Source organism: Sphingomonas naphthae, assembly GCF_028607085.1.
Classification (GTDB): Bacteria; Pseudomonadota; Alphaproteobacteria; order Sphingomonadales; family Sphingomonadaceae; genus Sphingomonas_Q; species Sphingomonas_Q naphthae.
The window spans coordinates 69,579-86,829 of record NZ_CP117412.1 but is presented as its reverse complement, the minus strand read 5'-3'; the positions used below and the strand labels follow the sequence as shown (position 1 = coordinate 86,829).

Genomic DNA, 17,251 nt, shown 5'->3' with positions numbered 1-17,251 from the left:
TATGGCGGGCGTGCCGTTCGCGCTGGTTGCGGCGTAGGGCGGGCGTAGCCCGACCGGAGGCGCAACCAGCGCGAAGCATCTTCTGCCGGTGGTCCCGCGCGTCAGCTGCGGTGCTTGAATCGCCAGCTGTCGTTGCCGGTCTCGACGATGTCGCAATGGTGGGCAATGCGGTCGAGCAGCGCGGTGGTCATCTTGGGGTCGCCAAAGACGGTCGGCCACTCACCGAAGGCCAGGTTCGTGGTGACGATGACCGAGGTCTGCTCATAGAGCTTGCTGACGAGATGGAAGAGCAGCTGACCGCCCGAGCGTGCAAACGGCAGGTAGCCAAGCTCGTCGAGCACCACGAGGTCGAGACGCGAGAGCTGGGCCGCCAACGTGCCGGCCTTGCCGAGGCGCGTTTCCTCCTCGAGCCGATTCACCAGGTCCACCGTGTTGAAGTAGCGCCCGCGGGCGCCGGCTCGTACCACATTGGCGGTGATGGCGGTGGCGAGGTGCGTCTTGCCGGTGCCCGTCCCACCGACCAGCACGACGTTGCGCCGGCCGGGGAGGAACGAGCCGCTGTGCAGGGAGCGCACCAGTCCTTCGTTGATGGGAGTGTCGCCGAAGACGAAGGCGTCGAGGTCCTTCACCGCCGGCAGCCTGGCGGCCGACATCCGGTAACGAACCGACGCTGCATGGCGGTGCGTCGCCTCGGCACGCAGCAGGTCGGTCAGGACCTCCATGGTCGTGCGCTTGCGCTGGAGACCGGTGGTCACCGCCTCGTCGAAGGCGCCAGCCATGCCCTTCAGCCCCAACTCGGTCATGGCCGTCATCATCTCATGCCGCTGCATGGAGGCCTCGCAGGCTGTCATAGCGGTTGCAGTCGGCGCGGGGCGGATGGCGCAGCGCCAGGTCCTCGGGGGTGACAATGGTCAGCGGTCGTGGCGGTTCTCGCCTGCGGGCCAGGATGTTGACGATGACGTCGTCGCTGGCGGTGCCGGCCAGCAGCGCCTCTCGCACGGCCGCTTCCACCGCCTCCAGTCCGTCGTCGAGCACCGCTGCCAGCACCCGCACGAACCGCCGGTCGGCATCGTCACCGACGCCGAGCTTGCGCCGCAGTCGTGCCAGCGCAGGCGGCAGCTCCCAGCCCTGGAACGGTGCGCCGTTGCGCAGGGCGCCCGGCTTGGTCGCCAACACCGGCAGATAATGCCACGGGTCGTAGATGGTCCGGTCGCGGCCAAAGAACCGGGGATGGTCGGCGACTACTTCACCATCGCAGCGCACGACGATGCGGTCGGCATAGGCGCGAACCTGCACCGCGCGTCGCGCCACCCTGGCAGAAACGGAGTAGCGGTTGCGGTCGAAGCTGATGAGGCATGTGCCGCTTACCGCATGCTCGCTCTCGTGGAAGCCGTCGAAGGGCGCGACAACAGGCTGGAGTACAGCCTGTTCGGCTGCCCATGCCTCAGCGACCGTCAGTTCCTTCTGCTCGGGATGCTGGTGCATGTCGGCCCAGCGCCGACACTCGGCCTCCAACCAGCCGTTCAGCTCCGCGAGGCTGGTAAAGCGCAGGCGTGGCTGGAAGAAGCGGCCGCGCGCGGTCTGCACCTGGTTCTCGACCTGACCCTTCTCCCAACCCGACGCGGGCGAGCAGGCGGTCGGCTCGACCATGTAGTGGTTGGCCATGACCAGGAAGCGCCGGTTGAAGACACGCTCCTTGCCGGTGAACACGCTCGTCACCGCCGTCTTCATGTTGTCGTAGATGCCGCGCGTCGGCACGCCTCCGAAGAAGGCAAACGCCCGCGCATGCGCGTCGAACAGCATCTCCTGTGTCTCGCGCGGATAGGCCCGCACATACATGGCCCGCGACGCGCACAGTCGCACATGCGCGACCTTCACGCGCATCGGCTTGCCCGAGATCTCCACGTCCTCATGGCTCCAGTCGAACTGATAGGCCTCGCCCGGTCGGAACAGCAGCGGGATGAACGCCGGCGCATCCATCACATCGCGACGTCGCGCCTGCCGCCAGCGGGCCGCATAACGGCGAACCGCGTCGTACGAGCCGTCGAACCCTTCGCGTAGCAGCAGGTCGTGGATGCGCGTGAGGCGCAGCTTCTCGCGCCGCGGCCGTGCCTCATCGTCCTCCAGCAAAGCATCCAGTCGCGCCTGGAACGGACCCAGCTTCGGCAGCGGCTGCACTGCCCGCCGGTAGCCCATGTCCGCCTCCGGTGCCCGGATCGCCTTGCGCACCACCTTGCGCGACAGGTGCAGGTCCCGCGCTATCGCCTTGATGGCCTTCCCCGACGCGTGCTCGCGCCGGATCCTCAACACCGTCTCCAATACCAGCATCCCGCTCTCGCCGCCTGACACACCGCCAAGCGAACAGCCTAGACCACCGGGATGAGGGGTCCCTTTTCGACGCCGATCACCCCGCTACCGGGGTCCTTTTTCCACGCCGATCCACACGTTTGAACGGTACGACATCGAGCGTCTTGGGGTCGTCGATGAGCGCAAAACGTCCCTGCGGGGCGATCAGCTCGGCGATCTGCTCGATATGCTCGTCGGTGTGCGTGGCCGAGAAGATGAAAGCCGGCGCGCCGATGCCCAAATCCGCCACTTGCCGAGCCAGCGGCTGGCGATGATCGATGACATGATGCGCACCGAGCTCACGCACCCAGGCTTGCGTCTCGGGGCGTGATGCCGTTGCGATGACGGTGAGATCGGGAACCTGACGGGCAAGCTGGATCGCCATCGAGCCTACCCCGCCGGCACCCCCGACAATCAACAGCGCATGTGCTGCACCGGCTACAGGAGTACGCACGGACAATCGCTCGAAGAGGGCCTCCCACGCGGTGATCGCCGTCAGCGGCAACGCCGCTGCCTCTGCCCAATCGAGGCTGGCCGGCTTCTTCGCGACAATGCGCTCGTCGACCAGGTGCAACTCGGCGTTGGTCCCATCGCGGCCGATACTGCCCGCGTAGAACACCTCGTCGCCCGGTTCGAAGCCGCGCACTTCAGGGCCAACGGCGCGAACGGCACCGGCGGCATCCCAACCCAGGACACGCCAATCACCGTGGATCGAACCCGAGCCAGCGCGCACCTTCGTGTCGACCGGGTTTACCGAGACAGCCTTGACCTCGACGAGGAGATCACGGCCGGTAGCGTTGGGATCGGGAAGTTCGATATCGACGAGAGCTTCCGTGCGATCGATCGTTCCGGGCTGCTGGTAGCCGATTCCGCGCATGATAAATCCTACCGTCAGGGGCTGTATAGCGAACTTTGTCGCGTACGGGATACGCACAGGCGACATCGCGGTTCGACATCGTCCTCAGGCTGGCGACGGCGTGATTGCCGCTGCCGTATTCCCCGTGAGGTCGGCGATGACCGCGCCGATCAGCGCCCGTAACCAGCGGTGTGCGGGATCATGCCGATAGCGGACGTGCCAAGCCATTTCCACGGGAAAGCTGCCAAGGTCGACCGGAGCCGGCAGGATCTTCAGCCGGGGGTCGTGCATCAGTCGCCTGCAGATGAGCAAGGGCAAGGTGGCGCAATAGTCGGTCACGGCCACCATCTCGGCTACCGCGAAGAAGTTTGTCACGGAGATTGCGACGTCGCGCTTCAGCTGCTGCTGCGCCAGCGCCTGGAACAGCCCGGCGCGCATCCGTCCGGGCGGCACGATGTTGACATGCTTCATCGTCTCGAACTGCTCGCGCGTCATGACATCGCCGACGCCCGGATGGTCGGCACGGACGGCGCAGGCGAGCCCTTCGTCCATCAGGTGCTGGACGACGAGGTTGTCGGGCGGATCGACGATGCGGCCCAGCACGAGCGCCGTCGTGCCTGACACGACGCCTGTTTCCACAAGATCGTTCCCGTAGGGCGTCAGACGAAGCTTTATGCCGGGGGCGACCTTCTCGAGGCGCGCCACAATAGCGGGGACGAGGACGAACTCGACATAGCCGTTTGGCGCGATCGTGAAGAGCCGTTCGGCCTGTGCGGGGTCGAAGGCCTGCTGACCGAGGACCGCGTCGTCGAGCTGGGCGAGTGCCTCGGCGATCAGCGGTGAGAGTTCAAGCGCGATCGGGGTCGGCTGGATGCCGTAGCGCTCGCGGACGAACAGTTGGTCCTGAAGCATCAGTCGTAGACGCGATAGGGCATTAGACAGGGCGGGCTGTGTCATGCCCATGCGCGCGGCGGCCCGCGTGACGCTGCGCTCCTCCATCAACGCAACAAAGATCGGCAGCAGGTTCAGATCGTAGCGCATGCAGTCATCCTGTCAGGCGTATATCTGACATCAAAAAGATAAACTTCTAGAATATATCAACGCGGCCCATTTCCCATCCATCGGCGACGGGCGCCGCGAACATGGAGGTTCAGATGAGCAAGGGTCAGGTTCTCGTTCTTGGATCGAACGCGACACAGCTCGGTCTGCGTGGCGGCAGTACCGCAACGGTCGGTCAGTATCTCAACGAGACGGCAGTCCCCGCGCTGGCACTGCTCGACGCCGGCTATGATATTGTTATCGCTACGCCCAACGGGACCAAGCCGCACATCGACGCCGGCTCCGACACGAAGGACCACTTCGGCGGTGATGAGGCGGCATACCAGCGCGCCAAGGACTTCTTCGCCAGCCACCCGGCCATGAACGACGTCCGCACCCTGAAATCGGTCGTCGACGAGGGTCTGGACGGCTTCGTTGGCGTGTTCGTGCCGGGAGGTCACGCGCCCATCGTCGATCTGATGCAGGACCGCGATGCGGGCACGATCCTCCGTCACTTCCACACGGCGGCCAAGCCGACCGCGCTCCTCTGCCACGGACCGGTGGCCGTTATCTCTGCGCTCGACGATGCTCCGGCCTTCCGCAAGGCGCTGGAGGAAGGCGATGACGCCGGGGCGGCCGACCTGGCGCGAGACTGGATCTACTCAGGTTACCGCATGACCGTCTTTTCGGCGAGCGAGGAAAAGATCGCCGAGGAGCAAGTGCTGAAGGGCGAACTCTACTTCGACATGGAAAAGGCGCTGCGGTCGGCCGGTGGCGACGTCTCTGTCACCGACGAGAACTTCGCTTCGAATGTCGTCGTGGACCGGGAATTGATCACGGGTCAGAATCCCGCGTCGGACCGGGCCATGGCCGACGCGTTGATCGAAGCCCTCGATCGCGCCGCTGCGTGAGTACCAGGATGACGGGCGGGGCGCTCAGGATGCGCCCCGCTTCGCATGTAACCATTATGAGGAACGGTACCATGACCTCCAACGTGAAGATCGTCGCCGTCCTCACCGCCCGTGCGGACACCGTCGACCGCCTGCGCGCCCTGCTCGACGCCATGCTAAAGCCGAGCCGTGCCGAGCCGGGCAATTTGCGCTACGATCTCTGGCAGGACCAGAGCGATCCGAACCGCTTCGTCCTCGACGAGCTGTACGTGGACGCGGATGCGGTTACCGCCCACCGCGCGACGCCCCACTTCCGAAACTACCTCTCTCAGATCGGCGATCTGGCCGAGCGCGGCGCGTTCGTCCTCAACCCCGTCTCCGCGACCTAGGGGTGCTGCCATGGGCAAGCTTAAAGAATGGGTGGGGTCGGCGCTGCTGGCACAACCGTTCCACATAGAGGAGCTGCGGATGATCGGCCTGTCGGCACCTGCGCTTCGCGCGGGCCTTATGGGCCTCGTTCATCCACGCGGCTACCGCTGGCGCGGGGCCGCGACCCAGCGAAAAATCAACATCTGAAGTGAAGGAAACACAGTCATGACCAAAGGTATCGAAGGCAAGGTTGTTCTCATCACCGGCGGGAGCACCGGCATCGGCGCAGAGACCGCGCGTCTTCTCGCCGAACGCGGTGCGAAGGTCGCCATTGCCGCACGGCGCAAGGACAAGCTCGACGAGGTCGTCGCGCAGATCGCCGAGAACGGCGGAACGGCACGCGCCTATGCGCTCGACGTCACCGACAAGTCGGCGGTCCAGTCCGTTGTCGCCGCGATCATCGCCGACTTCGGCCGCCTCGACGTGCTGATCAACAACGCCGGGCTGATGCCGATCCGTCCGATGGCCGAGGTCAACACCGACGAGTGGGACCAGATGATCGACGTCAATCTGAAGGGTACGCTGTACGGCATCGCGGCGGCCCTTCCCGGCTTCCTCGAGCAGGGCAGCGGCCACATCATCAACCTGAGTTCGGTCGCCGGCATCAAGGTCTTCGCCCCGGGCGGCACGGTCTATTCCGGCACCAAGTTCGCCGTCAGCGCGATCAGCGAAGGTCTTCGCCACGAGGTGGGCGAGAAGGTCCGCGTCACGTCGATCGAGCCCGGAGCCGTCGAGAGCGACCTGAAGTTCACGACCTCGGGTACGGCTGCCGAGACGGTGCTGGACTTCTACAAGCAGGCCATCCCGGCGGCATCGGTGGCGCGTGCTATCGCGTTCGCTGTCGAACAACCTGATGACGTCGACGTCAACGCGATCGTCATCCGGCCGACCGCACAGCAGTTCTGATTTCGACGAGGAGGCGGGGCCGCATGCGCTCCGCCTCATCGGGAACGTACCGGCCCGCTCGTCCGTTACTTTGCCGAATAATATCTGTCCGTTTCACTTGAGGAGTGATTTATGCCCAAACTTGCCCTGTATGTTCCACTGAAGGCCAAGCCCGGAAAAGAGCGCGATGTCGCCGATTTCCTGACCTCGGCATTGCCGCTCGTTCAAGCTGAGCCGGGCACTCTGACCTGGTATGCGATCGAGGAAGGTCCCGGTGCGTACGCGATCTTCGATACGTTCGACACAGAGGAGGATCGCCAGGCCCATCTTGACGGCAAGGTTGCCGCCGCACTGATGGACAAGGCGGAAGAACTGTTTTCTGAACCGCCGCAGATTCACAAGTTGACCCTGCTGGCCGCGAAATAGCGGAGCGGTCGGCACCCCAGCGCGTCGCTCTCATCGCCCGGGTTGGGGGGGGGGCGGCGCGGCGGCGTGCGTTGAGCGGTTTTCCACGAACTGGCCAAGGAGATACTCCATGCGCACCACCCAGACGCTAGACCTGAACGACGCGCGGACGATCATCGATGCGGGGATCGCGGAGGCCGAGCGGATCGGCAGCCCGTCGAACATCGCGGTGGTGGACGCGGGCGGCTGCCTCCTGGCGTTCGCGCGGATGGACGATGCGTGGCGCGGCAGCGTCGACATCGCCATAAGCAAGGCGTGGACGGCGCGCGCGTTCGACGTCGAGACCAAGGCGCTGTCGAAGCTCGCCCAGCCGGGCGCCGACTTCTACGGCATCCATGCCTCCAACGACGGCAAGGTGATGATCTTCGCCGGGGGCGTGCCCATCAAGGAGGGCGAGACGGTGATCGGCGCGGTGGGCGTGTCGGGCGGCACTGGCAAGCAAGACCAGGACGTGGCCGAGGCGGCGGCGCAGGCGTTCGCGCGCGGCTGAGCCCTGGAGCACGGTGCCGGGCGCGGCGGCGCCGGCTCAGTCGACGGCGGTCCAGTCGACAGCGGCGGGCTCGGGCGCCGGGCGCGCCTCTCGCGCGACGCGGGCCGCCTCCGTTTAGAGCGCTATTCGCCCGTTCTGGCCCAGTCATTCAGAAAACCGCCGTAAATCGATCCTGGGACGGCCCTGCGGGTAGGAACCATCTCAGATGGCAGAAGGTTCAGGAAACTGAGCTCACTTGGAGGGGCGCGATGTCCTCCGTCGCTGCGACGGACCGGGATCATCAGCAAGCTCTCGATTTGATGACGCGTTGAGAAGATCTGCGAAAGGAAAAATCCGTGAAAGCTGTCGTGTATAACGGGCCCAAAGATGTTTCTGTCAATACCATCGATGATCCCAAGATCGAAAAGCAGACCGATGTTATCATCCGGCTGACCACGACCAATATCTGCGGGTCGGACCTTCACATGTATGAGGGCCGTACCAGCTTCGAGAAGGGCAGGGTCTTCGGTCACGAAAACCTTGGCGAGGTCATCGAAGTCGGCGCTGCCGTAGATCGTATCAAGAAGGGCGATCGCGTGTGCATGCCGTTCAATGTCGGTTGCGGTTTCTGCGAAAATTGCGAACGCGGTTTGACGGGTTTCTGCCTCACGACCAACCCTGGAACCGCCGGCGCAGCGTATGGCTTTGCCGAGATGGGTCCGTGGCAAGGTGGTCAGGCCGAGTTGATGCGTGTTCCTTATGCGGACTTCAATTGCCTGAAGCTGCCTGAGGACGCTGAGGAGAAGGAGGATGACTATGTCATGCTCTCCGACATCTTCCCCACCGGTTGGCATGGCGTCGAACTGTCGGGTTTTCTGCCTGGCGAAAGCATCGCGATCTACGGCGCCGGTCCGGTCGGTTTGATGGCCGCGCACTCAGCCGAAATTCGCGGTGCCTCTCAGATCTTTGTGGTCGATTCTCACGATGACCGCCTGAAACTGGCCGAGGCGATGGGCGCTATTCCGATCGACATGCGCAAGGGCGATCCCGCCCGGCAGATTCTTGACGCGACCGGCGGCCTCGGGACCGACCGGGGGGTCGAGGCGGTCGGGTATCAGTGTTGCGATCGCCACGGCAAGGAGCGCAGCAATTACACGATGAACTGCCTCGTCAAAAGCACGAAGGCCACCGGCGGAATCGGCGTCGTCGGCGTGTTCATTCCGGAAGACCCGAACGCGCCCGACGATCTCCAGAAGGAAGGAAAGATGGCGTTCGACTTCGGCAACTTCTGGTTCAAGGGCCAGAAGATCGGCACCGGCCAGTGCAATGTAAAGCACTACAACCGGCGACTGATGAAGCTTATCGAGCAAGGCCGGGCCAATCCTGCCCAAATCATCTCGCACCGACTGCCGCTTGATCAGGCACCAGACGCCTACAAGCATTTCGACGGGCGCGATGCTGGCTGGACGAAGGTCGTGCTCAAGCCGGGCACCTGACCTTAGCCTTCGACGGAATAGGAAATAAATTATGACTTTGGAAGGCAAATCGGTTGCCATTCTGATCGCACCCCGCGGGACGGAAGAACCAGAATTCTCGAAGCCCAAGCAAGCTGTCGAGGACGCTGGTGGCAAAGTGACCGTGGTCAGTTTTGAACCGGGCAAGGCTCGCACAGTCAATAGCGATCTTGACGAGGGCGGCAGCTATACTATCGACAAGACGTTTTCCGAGGTCAAAGCCGACGATTTCGACGGACTTGTTGTGCCCGGAGGGACTGTCGGTGCCGACAAGCTGCGCGGCAGCGTCGAGGCAATTGGTTTCATCCGGGCTTTCTTCGATCAGAAAAAACCTGTTGCGGCGATATGCCACGCACCATGGACATTGATCGAGGCGGGAGTGCTTGAGGGTCGCACCTTGACGTCCTACCCGACGCTGAAGGTCGATATCGAGAACGCCGGCGGTGCATGGACCAATGAGGAAGTCGTGGTCGACAACGGCCTTGTTACCAGCCGCGATCCCAATGATCTGCCCGCCTTCTGTGCCAAACTCGTTGAGGAAATCGCAGAAGGTGTCGGTGCAGCGCCCGCAGGAGGGAATTAAGGCGAGGCGGTTCGGCGAAACCGTGTGAGGGCCCTCTCCCTGGGGAAGATCCGCACAAAGCGAGCGTGGCGGATGGTCGGCGATTGGCCGTCCGCCACGCCGCGTATCACACGAACACGGCGCACCTGACGGGCACTCAAACCCTAATCCGCGTCAACCGCGGTGACACATCGCCGGCTCCCGCTTCCAGCTTCGACCCATTCCAACGTCTGGTCGAGATGCACCTGATCGAATGTGCGTTCGGCCAGATTTACGACCTATAGCGCCGCCTTGAGATAGCGGGCGGTGAGACTGCCCTCCGCTTCCGCTACGACGCCAGGGACGCCGCTGGCAACGATACGGCCTCCATCTTCGCCGGCCCCCGGTCCCAGGTCGATGATCCAGTCCGCCTGTGTGATGGCGCGCATGTCATGTTCGACGACTACGACGGTATTGCCGGCGTCTGCGAGGCCGTGCAGGTGTTGCATCAGCCGGTCGCCATCGGAGGGGTGAAGCCCCGAAGTTGGCTCGTCGAGGATGTAGATCGTGTTGCCGCGTTGAGCGCGTTGCAGTTCGGTCGCCAGCTTGATGCGCTGCGCCTCCCCGCCAGACAGCTCGGTCGCCGGCTGACCGAGCCGCAGATAGCCAAGACCGATCTCCCGCAACACGTTGAGAGAGCGCATCACAGATGCCTCGCCAGCGAAGAAATCGCACGCATCGTCGACCGTCAGTTCGAGCACCTGGGCGATATTGCGCCCGTTCCATTCGACTTCGAGCGTTTGCGGGTTGTAGCGAGAGCCATGACAGGTCGAGCACGGGGCAAAAACGCTCGGCAGGAACAGCAGCTCCACCATGACGTATCCCTCGCCCTCGCACACTGGGCAGCGGCCTTGCGCGACGTTGAACGAGAACCTTCCCGGGCTGTAGTGCCGCCGACGGGCGAGCGGCGTATCAGCGAAGATCCGTCGCACATGGTCGAACATGCCGCTGTAGGTGGATAGGTTCGAGCGCGGCGTGCGGCCGATCGGTTTCTGATCGACCCGCACCAGCCTGCGAACATGCTCCATGCCTGCGACAATGCGTCCTTCAGTGTCGTTCTGCGCAACATCGAGCAGCGGATCGATATCCTCCTCCTCGGCCAAGGGGGAGCCGCCGAGGTGTTCCGTGACGAGCTCGGGCAGCGCCTGACTGACAAGACTGGATTTGCCCGATCCCGAAACGCCGGTGACAGCGGTGAAGCAGCCGATGGGAAACTCCACGTCGAGACCATGGAGATTGTTCCGCCTGATCCCTTCCAGGCGTAGCCATGCCTTGGGATCGCGCGGTGTGCGCTCACTGCGGAGCGGCTCTGCGAACAGGTAGCGGCGGGTGATCGAATTCTCGACGTCGGCAAGCCCCTCTATCGGCCCGCTGTAGAGGACTTCACCGCCCTTTTCCCCGGCTCCTGGCCCGACATCGACGAGCCATTCCGCGCGGCGGATCACGTCGAGATCATGTTCGACGACGAACAGCGAGTTGCCCGCCGCCTTCAGCCGCTGAAGGAGGGTCAGCAGGGCTTCGCCGTCTGCCGGGTGCAGCCCCGCCGAGGGCTCGTCCAGCACATAGACCACGCCGAAAAGCTGCGACGACAATTGGGTGGCGAGGCGCAGGCGTTGCAGCTCCCCGGAGGAGAGCGTCGGCGTGCTGCGGTCGAGCGAGATATAGCCAAGGCCAAGATCGATCAGTGGCTCGAGCCGTTCGAGCAATTCGCAGGCGAGACGCTGTGCGGCGACCCGCTTTTCATCGGAAAGATTGGGCGTGCGGCGCACGTCGGGCGCAGCCTTGTGCGCCGAACCTCCTGCCGCGACCCGCCGTTCGACCGCCGCATCGCGGGCCGCCTTGCCGAGGACATGGCCCTTCGGGACCGCCGCGGCGCCCCCATATTCGCCATGCGCGACGGGCGTGAGCAAGTCCCGGAGTTTCATCACCGTCAGATCGCCGAACTCGGCGATGTCGAGGCCCGCGAACTTCACGGACAGGGCTTCGCGCTTCAGCCGCTTGCCGTCGCAGGTCGGGCAATCGCGGCCGATGATGTATTGCGAGACGCGCTTCTTCATCAGCGCGCTTTTCGTGTTGGCGAAGGTTTCCAGCACATAGCGGCGCGCGCCGGTGAAGGTGCCCTGGTAGCTTGGCTCCATGCGGCGCTTGAGCGCCGTCCGGGTCTGTTCGGGCGTCAGGCCCGCATAGACCGGCACCGTCGGCGCCTCTTCAGTGAAGAGGATCCAGTCGCGATCCTTTTTCGGCAGGTCGCGCCACGGCGTATCGACGTCATAGCCGAGCGAAACGAGGATATCGCGCAGGTTCTGCCCATGCCAGGCGGTCGGCCAGGCGGCGATCGCCCGGTCGCGAATGGTGAGGCTGTCGTCAGGAACCATCGTCTCTTCGGTCGCGTCATATACGCGGCCGATGCCGTGGCAGGTCGCGCAGGCCCCCGCGACCGTGTTGGGGGAGAAATCCTCCGCATAGAGCATGGGTTGATGGCGCGGATATTCGCCGACGCGCGAATAGAGCATCCGCACCAGGCTGGAGAGCGTCGTCACGCTGCCGACCGAGGATCGCGCGTTGGCCGAGCCGCGCTGCTGCTGCAACGCGACCGCAGGCGGCAATCCGTCGATCGCGTCGACTTCCGGAACGCCGGCCTGGTCGATCAGGCGGCGGGCATAGGGCGAAACCGATTCCAGATAACGCCGCTGGGCTTCGGCATAAAGGGTGCCGAACGCGAGCGATGACTTGCCCGAGCCCGATATGCCGGTGAACACCACGAAGGCGTCGCGCGGTACGTCGACGTCGACATTTTTGAGATTGTTCTGGCGCGCGCCGCGAACCTGCACGCAAGCGGGCGGCCCCGTATGCCCATGATCGGGGGCCGGCGTCGTCGCGTGAATATCCTTGCTCTTCAATTCAGTCTTCCTGCCCTATACGCCGGTGCGGCCCGTGGTTCATCACAGTCGGGTAACAGATGAATGCATTTCCGACTCAATACGTCCAGCGGCCAGTCTGGCCCGATGTTCGGCACCTTTGAAATATTTCTCCAGTATTGGACAAAGGTTACGACAAAACCATTTTTCCCGTTGGGTCGCGCGACGAGGCCACACACACTCCGCTGGTAAGCGCCTGGGCTGGGCGGCCCTGGTCCGTGCCGCTATCGGCATGTAACGACCGTACTTCGGCGCTTGTTACCGCATCGCGACGCGTTGCCCATTTGCCAGAGCGCGCTTCATCATGGCCGGGGGCCCGGCCATGATGACGGCCGAGTTGTCGATCCGAGCGCCTCGCGCCGCTTCGGATCGGCGGGTCAGTAGTGAATGACCGTGCGGATCGACTTGCCTTCGTGCATCAGTTCGAAGGCCTCGTTGATCTCCTCCAAACCCATCGTGTGGGTTACGAATGGGGCCAGATCGATATCGCCTCTCATCGCATCCTCGACCATGCCGGGGAGCTGTGTCCGTCCCTTGACGCCACCGAAAGCGGACCCCTTCCATACGCGGCCCGTGACGAGCTGGAATGGGCGGGTGGAGATTTCCTCGCCCGCGCCGGCAACGCCAATCACGATCGACTGACCCCAGCCACGGTGCGCTGATTCAAGCGCGGCGCGCATGACGTGGACGTTGCCGATGCACTCGAAGGTATGATCGATGCCCCAGCCCGTCTTCTCGATCAGCACTTGCTGGATGGGCTTGTCATGGTCCTTGGGGTTGATGCACTCGGTCGCACCGAACTGGCGTGCCAGCTCGAACTTGGACGGATTGGTGTCGATGGCGATGATGCGACCCGCCTTCGCCTGGCGCGCACCCTGAATCGCCGCGAGGCCGATGCCGCCGAGGCCGAACACGGCGACCGAGTCTCCGGGCTGGACCTTGGCGGTATTGTGGACTGCGCCGATGCCGGTCGTGACGCCGCAGCCGAGCAGGCAGACATGCTCGGGGTTTGCCTCGGGATTGATCTTAGCGAGCGAGACTTCGGCGACGACAGTATATTCACTGAAGGTTGAACAGCCCATGTAATGATAGAGGGGCTGACCATTGTACGAAAAGCGCGTGGTCCCATCGGGCATCAAGCCCTTGCCCTGCGTTTCGCGGACAGCGACGCACAGGTTGGTCTTGCCCGACAGGCAGAAGTCGCACTTGCCGCATTCGGCGGTGTAGAGCGGAATCACGTGATCGCCCGGTCCGACGCTGGTGACGCCTTCACCGACCTCGATAACGATGCCCGCGCCCTCGTGGCCCAGAACCACCGGGAAAACACCCTCCGGATCACTCCCCGCCAGCGTGTACGCGTCGGTGTGGCACACACCGGTGTGCGTCACCCGTATGAGGACTTCGCCTTTCCGGGGTGGGGCGACATCGATCTCGACGATTTCGAGTGGCTTGCCCGCCTCGAAGGCTACAGCGGCGCGAGATTTCATGTTGGGATACCCTCGTTGAGTTAAACCGATTGCTGGTGCGAGGCCGTTGCGTCAGCGCAAATTCGTCGACATTCTCATACTGGCAGGGAGTATCTTTATCATACTCCCTGCCAGTATGCAAGAGGTGTCCTAACGAGGATCTCAAACCAGAGAAGGCAGCAGGGGCTGGCTTCTAAGTGCGGGAGAACACGGGCAAGGAAATGAGCCTGAAATTGTCATTTAAGATAAGTACGCAGAATCTTCATTACGCCCTCCACGCCGTCATCGTGATCGCCACCTGCGCCTCCGCCGGCCCGATCTGCGCCCGCACCGAATGTTTCCCTGAGGTGACTCTCCATCACTTCTGCCATCAGTCCATTTGTCGCACCACGCATGGCGACAATTTGCTGCAGCAGGGGAGCGCAATCGGCCCCCGCTTCGATCGCGCGTTCCAGAGCGTCCGCCTGACCCTTGATACGCCGCAAGCGTGTGATGGCTCGCTTCTTGTCCTCTGATGAATGTGGCATAGCGTTTTCCCGAGAAATCGCTCCAGCATACTATACAGGGGGGGAGTTTCAATCCTGCACAGAGCCGGGCGTTTTTCTGATCGGGCGAGGTTCCGGTCATGCTCTCAAGCCTGCGCCACGTGCAGCCTTGGCATGGGCGCCGAGGGTCCGATCCTCCGTCGGGGAAGGGGGGGGGAGCGATCGCTCACCCCCCCCCGGTATGCCGGTCAGACCGTAACGACGACCTTGCCGATCTGGTCGTTCGATTCGAGGAAGCGGTGAGCGTCCTGGATGGCGTCGAGCGGGAAAGTGCGCGCGATCCGCGGCTTGAGCGCGCCCGATTCCAGACCCGCCACGATGAACGCCTTGGCGCGATCGAGGGCGGCATCGTCCGAGACGATCTCGCTGTAGAGATACCCCTTGAGCGTGAGGCTCTTGCCCAGCACGGAGAACAACGGGAACGGCGTCGGTTCGCCACTGAGCGCGCCATATTCGAGCAGGATGCCGCCGCGTGCCATGCTCTCGGTCAGCGGCTCGAACGACGGGCCTCCGACCGGATCGAGCACCACGCGCGCACCCTGACCATCGGTTATCTCCATCACCCTCGCTACAAGATCCTCTTCCCCGGTCGCGACGACATGATGTGCACCGGCATCGATCAGGGCCTGGCGCTTGGCGCCGGTACGCGTCGTCGCGATTACCGTCGCGCCGACCATCCGCGCAATCTGGAAGGCAGCAAGGCCGACGCTGCTGGAGGCAGCAGTGACGATGACGAAATCGCCCTTGCCGAGTTTTGCCTGCTCCACCAGCGCACCCCAGGCGGTGACATACTGCATCCACACGGCCGCCGCTTCCTCGAACGACAGCGCCGCCGGATGCTTGACGACAAGGCGGGCGGGCACGTTGGCGACCTCGCCATAAGTGCCCCAGCGCGCGATATCGAGCGGGGGGATGACGCTGACGGCTTCGCCTTCCGCAAACCCGGTCACGTCCGCACCGACCGTAACGACAGTGCCGGCAGCCTCATAGCCAAGGCGGCTCGGGAACTCGGCTTCCTGAAGGTAGGCATGGTTGCGGAACATCACCTCGGCGCGGTTTATGCCTATCGCCTTCACCGCGATCTGCACTTCGTCGGCCGCGGGCGCGGGGACGGCCACATCTTCAATCCTGAGGACGCTGGCGTCGCCATATTCGTGGATACGGACGATGCGGCTCATTGGAAAATCCTTGATTATTGAATGATCGTTCTGTAAGGGAGAAGACCACCCGTTTCAAGATATTATTTATCGATCGTTCCATATCGTGCACCAGAGATGACAGAGACGAAAGCCCGTCGCCGCGCAGGTCGCCCTCGTGTGTTCGACACTGACGCTGCGCTCGACAAGGCGGTGCGGCTGTTCTGGCAGCGCGGCTACGAGGCGACATCGATGGCCGATCTGGTGGCGGAGACTGGCGTCGCCGCCGCCAGTCTCTATGCAGCGTTTGACAACAAGGCGGGGCTGTTTGCGGCGGTGATCGAGCGCTACGCCGCGACGTTCAGCGTCCACCTCTATGCACCCATCAACGATCCGGCGTTGTCCACCTACGAGGCCGTCAAAGGCCTGCTTGAACGAGCGGCGTCATCATTCTCGGAACCTGGAACGCCGGCCGGCTGCTTCATGTATTCGGCAGCGGCAGCCGTTTCGCCGGCGTCCGCCGCCATCGAATGCCTGCTGCGCGACAAGCGTATTGCGGCGGAGGCCCTCCTGATCGAGCGTCTGCAACGCGGCGCCGCGCAGGGCGAGCTTGCGGAAAACACCGATCCGGCCGTGCTAGGCAAATTCATCAATACGGTCATGGAAGGCATGTCCGTTCAGGCGCGCGACGGCGCTACGATCAACGAACTGCTCTCCATCGCCAAAATGACACTCGATCGATGGCCGGCCGCGATATGATCGTTACATGGTGGTCATCTGCCAATCCGCCTCCCGCGACCGAACAGTCGAACTCATCTCATAGGACGAAAGCACATGAAACACGTGACATTGCCCGGCGGGGAAGTGGTTCCTTCAATGGGTCAAGGCACCTGGAAGATGGGCGAACGTGCCGAGCGGCGATCCGATGAGATCGCTGCGCTGCGCGCCGGTGTCGAGTTGGGCATGACGCTCGTCGATACCGCTGAAATGTACGGCGATGGTGCGGCGGAAACGCTGATCTGCGAAGCGCTCGGCGACCGCCGCGACCAGTTATTCCTCGTCAGCAAGGCGTATCCACAGAATGCATCGCGCTCCCGCCTTGCCGGTGCGTGCGAGGCGAGTCTGAAGCGGCTCGGCACCGATCGGCTCGACCTCTACCTGCTCCACTGGCGGGGATCAGTGCCGCTCGCTGAGACGATAGAGGCAATGGAGGCGCTGAAATCGGCAGGAAAGATTCGGCATTGGGGTGTCAGCAACCTCGATACCGACGATATGGACGAGCTTGTCGCTGCCGGCGGGGATGGCTGCGTAACCGATCAGATCCTCTACAATCTCGTCCGTCGAGGCCCTGAGTTGGACCTGTTGCCGTGGCTCACCCAGCACAAAGTGCCAGTGATGGCGTATAGTCCCGTCGAGCAGGGACGCCTCTCAAGCCATCCCGCCCTCGACAAAGTATCGGCCCAGGTTGGCGCAACCCCTGCACAGGTCGCACTTGCCTGGACGTTGCGCCACGATGGCCTCATCGCCATCCCGAAAGCGAGTTCGATTGCACATGTGCGGGAGAACCGTGCGGCCGCAGATATCGTACTCTCCGACGCCGACCTTGCGACACTCGATGCGGCATTTCCCCGGCCAGCGGTCCGTCGCCCACTCGAAATGCTGTAGCGTCAGATGGCAATACCCTCTCTCGAAG

General features: G+C 63.5%; 17 protein-coding genes and 1 pseudogene. 10 read left to right on the top strand and 8 right to left on the bottom strand.

All coding sequences use genetic code 11. The annotated features are described in order from the left end of the window. Positions 1 to 101 precede the first annotated feature (101 nt). The 4 genes and pseudogenes from istB to PQ455_RS19350 form a co-directional block, all read right to left on the bottom strand. Complete coding sequence (gene istB, locus PQ455_RS19365) at positions 102 to 830, bottom strand: IS21-like element helper ATPase IstB (protein WP_273691867.1); 729 nt, start codon at positions 828 to 830, stop codon at positions 102 to 104. After that, positions 817 to 2,328 carry an IS21 family transposase gene (gene istA / locus PQ455_RS19360; RefSeq protein ID WP_125961258.1) on the bottom strand — a complete coding sequence of 504 codons (1,512 nt, stop codon included), beginning with the start codon at positions 2,326 to 2,328 and terminating at the stop codon, positions 817 to 819. The genes istB and istA overlap by 14 nt, the downstream gene beginning before the upstream one ends. 115 nt (positions 2,329 to 2,443) lie before the next feature. Then, positions 2,444 to 3,223 (bottom strand): annotated as a pseudogene (locus PQ455_RS19355) (zinc-binding alcohol dehydrogenase family protein); the annotation flags it as partial. 84 nt (positions 3,224 to 3,307) lie between these two features. After that, positions 3,308 to 4,243 (bottom strand): LysR family transcriptional regulator, encoded by a 936-nt coding sequence (locus PQ455_RS19350; RefSeq protein WP_273691862.1) that lies wholly within the window; start codon positions 4,241 to 4,243, stop codon positions 3,308 to 3,310. Positions 4,244 to 4,356: 113 nt separating this feature from the next. Between PQ455_RS19350 and PQ455_RS19345 the strand changes: the two genes are divergently transcribed. The 8 genes from PQ455_RS19345 to PQ455_RS19310 all read left to right on the top strand — a co-directional run bounded on the left by PQ455_RS19345 (position 4,357) and on the right by PQ455_RS19310 (position 9,475). Beyond that, the gene (locus PQ455_RS19345) at positions 4,357 to 5,151 is read left to right on the top strand and encodes a type 1 glutamine amidotransferase domain-containing protein (protein ID WP_273691861.1); all 795 of its coding nucleotides are present in this window, start codon (positions 4,357 to 4,359) and stop codon (positions 5,149 to 5,151) included. A 71-nt stretch (positions 5,152 to 5,222) separates the two neighbouring features. Continuing rightward, entirely contained in the window at positions 5,223 to 5,519 is a 297-nt protein-coding gene (locus PQ455_RS19340; RefSeq protein WP_273691860.1) for a putative quinol monooxygenase, read from the top strand. A gap of 10 nt (positions 5,520 to 5,529) precedes the next feature. Then, positions 5,530 to 5,706, top strand: coding sequence for a hypothetical protein (locus PQ455_RS19335; RefSeq protein WP_273691858.1), 177 nt, complete (start codon positions 5,530 to 5,532; stop codon positions 5,704 to 5,706). A gap of 18 nt (positions 5,707 to 5,724) precedes the next feature. Further along, complete coding sequence (locus tag PQ455_RS19330) at positions 5,725 to 6,465, top strand: SDR family oxidoreductase (protein WP_273691856.1); 741 nt, start codon at positions 5,725 to 5,727, stop codon at positions 6,463 to 6,465. A gap of 111 nt (positions 6,466 to 6,576) precedes the next feature. Next, a complete protein-coding gene (locus tag PQ455_RS19325; protein WP_273691854.1) occupies positions 6,577 to 6,870 on the top strand; it encodes a putative quinol monooxygenase in 294 nt (97 codons plus the stop codon). 109 nt (positions 6,871 to 6,979) lie between these two features. Beyond that, positions 6,980 to 7,399, top strand: a complete 420-nt coding sequence (locus PQ455_RS19320) for a GlcG/HbpS family heme-binding protein (protein WP_273691852.1) — start codon at positions 6,980 to 6,982, stop codon at positions 7,397 to 7,399. A 335-nt stretch (positions 7,400 to 7,734) separates the two neighbouring features. Beyond that, the gene (locus tag PQ455_RS19315) at positions 7,735 to 8,874 is read left to right on the top strand and encodes a glutathione-independent formaldehyde dehydrogenase (RefSeq protein ID WP_273691849.1); all 1,140 of its coding nucleotides are present in this window, start codon (positions 7,735 to 7,737) and stop codon (positions 8,872 to 8,874) included. Between the two features lie 31 nt (positions 8,875 to 8,905). Further along, the gene (locus tag PQ455_RS19310) at positions 8,906 to 9,475 is read left to right on the top strand and encodes a type 1 glutamine amidotransferase domain-containing protein (protein WP_273691847.1); all 570 of its coding nucleotides are present in this window, start codon (positions 8,906 to 8,908) and stop codon (positions 9,473 to 9,475) included. Positions 9,476 to 9,732: 257 nt separating this feature from the next. On the opposite strand, the gene PQ455_RS19305 is transcribed toward PQ455_RS19310, so the two are convergent. The 4 genes from PQ455_RS19305 to PQ455_RS19290 all read right to left on the bottom strand — a co-directional run bounded on the left by PQ455_RS19305 (position 9,733) and on the right by PQ455_RS19290 (position 15,600). Then, the gene (locus PQ455_RS19305) at positions 9,733 to 12,378 is read right to left on the bottom strand and encodes an excinuclease ABC subunit UvrA (protein WP_420542881.1); all 2,646 of its coding nucleotides are present in this window, start codon (positions 12,376 to 12,378) and stop codon (positions 9,733 to 9,735) included. Positions 12,379 to 12,788: 410 nt separating this feature from the next. Next, positions 12,789 to 13,898 carry an S-(hydroxymethyl)glutathione dehydrogenase/class III alcohol dehydrogenase gene (locus tag PQ455_RS19300; RefSeq protein ID WP_273691845.1) on the bottom strand — a complete coding sequence of 370 codons (1,110 nt, stop codon included), beginning with the start codon at positions 13,896 to 13,898 and terminating at the stop codon, positions 12,789 to 12,791. A gap of 215 nt (positions 13,899 to 14,113) precedes the next feature. Beyond that, on the bottom strand, positions 14,114 to 14,404 hold the full coding sequence (locus tag PQ455_RS19295; protein ID WP_273691843.1) for a metal/formaldehyde-sensitive transcriptional repressor: 291 nt from the start codon (positions 14,402 to 14,404) through the stop codon (positions 14,114 to 14,116). Between the two features lie 206 nt (positions 14,405 to 14,610). Continuing rightward, on the bottom strand, positions 14,611 to 15,600 hold the full coding sequence (locus tag PQ455_RS19290) for a zinc-dependent alcohol dehydrogenase family protein (RefSeq protein WP_273691841.1): 990 nt from the start codon (positions 15,598 to 15,600) through the stop codon (positions 14,611 to 14,613). Positions 15,601 to 15,738: 138 nt separating this feature from the next. Here PQ455_RS19290 and PQ455_RS19285 point away from each other — a divergent pair, with 138 nt between their 5' ends. Next, complete coding sequence (locus tag PQ455_RS19285; protein ID WP_273691840.1) at positions 15,739 to 16,317, top strand: TetR/AcrR family transcriptional regulator; 579 nt, start codon at positions 15,739 to 15,741, stop codon at positions 16,315 to 16,317. A 75-nt stretch (positions 16,318 to 16,392) separates the two neighbouring features. Then, on the top strand, positions 16,393 to 17,223 hold the full coding sequence (locus PQ455_RS19280) for an aldo/keto reductase (RefSeq protein WP_273691838.1): 831 nt from the start codon (positions 16,393 to 16,395) through the stop codon (positions 17,221 to 17,223). Positions 17,224 to 17,251 lie beyond the last annotated feature (28 nt).

Excerpts from the sequence above, each read along its gene's own strand:
- PQ455_RS19325 (WP_273691854.1), top strand. The coding sequence starts at position 6,577 with ATGCCCAAACTTGCCCTGTATGTTCCACTGAAGGCCAAGCCCGGAAAA.
- PQ455_RS19280 (WP_273691838.1), top strand. The coding sequence starts at position 16,393 with ATGAAACACGTGACATTGCCCGGCGGGGAAGTGGTTCCTTCAATGGGT.
- PQ455_RS19290 (WP_273691841.1), bottom strand. The coding sequence starts at position 15,600 with ATGAGCCGCATCGTCCGTATCCACGAATATGGCGACGCCAGCGTCCTC.
- istB (WP_273691867.1), bottom strand. The coding sequence starts at position 830 with ATGCAGCGGCATGAGATGATGACGGCCATGACCGAGTTGGGGCTGAAG.
- PQ455_RS19345 (WP_273691861.1), top strand. The coding sequence starts at position 4,357 with ATGAGCAAGGGTCAGGTTCTCGTTCTTGGATCGAACGCGACACAGCTC.
- PQ455_RS19320 (WP_273691852.1), top strand. The coding sequence starts at position 6,980 with ATGCGCACCACCCAGACGCTAGACCTGAACGACGCGCGGACGATCATC.
- PQ455_RS19340 (WP_273691860.1), top strand. The coding sequence starts at position 5,223 with ATGACCTCCAACGTGAAGATCGTCGCCGTCCTCACCGCCCGTGCGGAC.
- istA (WP_125961258.1), bottom strand. The coding sequence starts at position 2,328 with ATGCTGGTATTGGAGACGGTGTTGAGGATCCGGCGCGAGCACGCGTCG.
- PQ455_RS19310 (WP_273691847.1), top strand. The coding sequence starts at position 8,906 with ATGACTTTGGAAGGCAAATCGGTTGCCATTCTGATCGCACCCCGCGGG.
- PQ455_RS19300 (WP_273691845.1), bottom strand. The coding sequence starts at position 13,898 with ATGAAATCTCGCGCCGCTGTAGCCTTCGAGGCGGGCAAGCCACTCGAA.
- PQ455_RS19335 (WP_273691858.1), top strand. The coding sequence starts at position 5,530 with ATGGGCAAGCTTAAAGAATGGGTGGGGTCGGCGCTGCTGGCACAACCG.
- PQ455_RS19330 (WP_273691856.1), top strand. The coding sequence starts at position 5,725 with ATGACCAAAGGTATCGAAGGCAAGGTTGTTCTCATCACCGGCGGGAGC.
- PQ455_RS19350 (WP_273691862.1), bottom strand. The coding sequence starts at position 4,243 with ATGCGCTACGATCTGAACCTGCTGCCGATCTTTGTTGCGTTGATGGAG.
- PQ455_RS19295 (WP_273691843.1), bottom strand. The coding sequence starts at position 14,404 with ATGCCACATTCATCAGAGGACAAGAAGCGAGCCATCACACGCTTGCGG.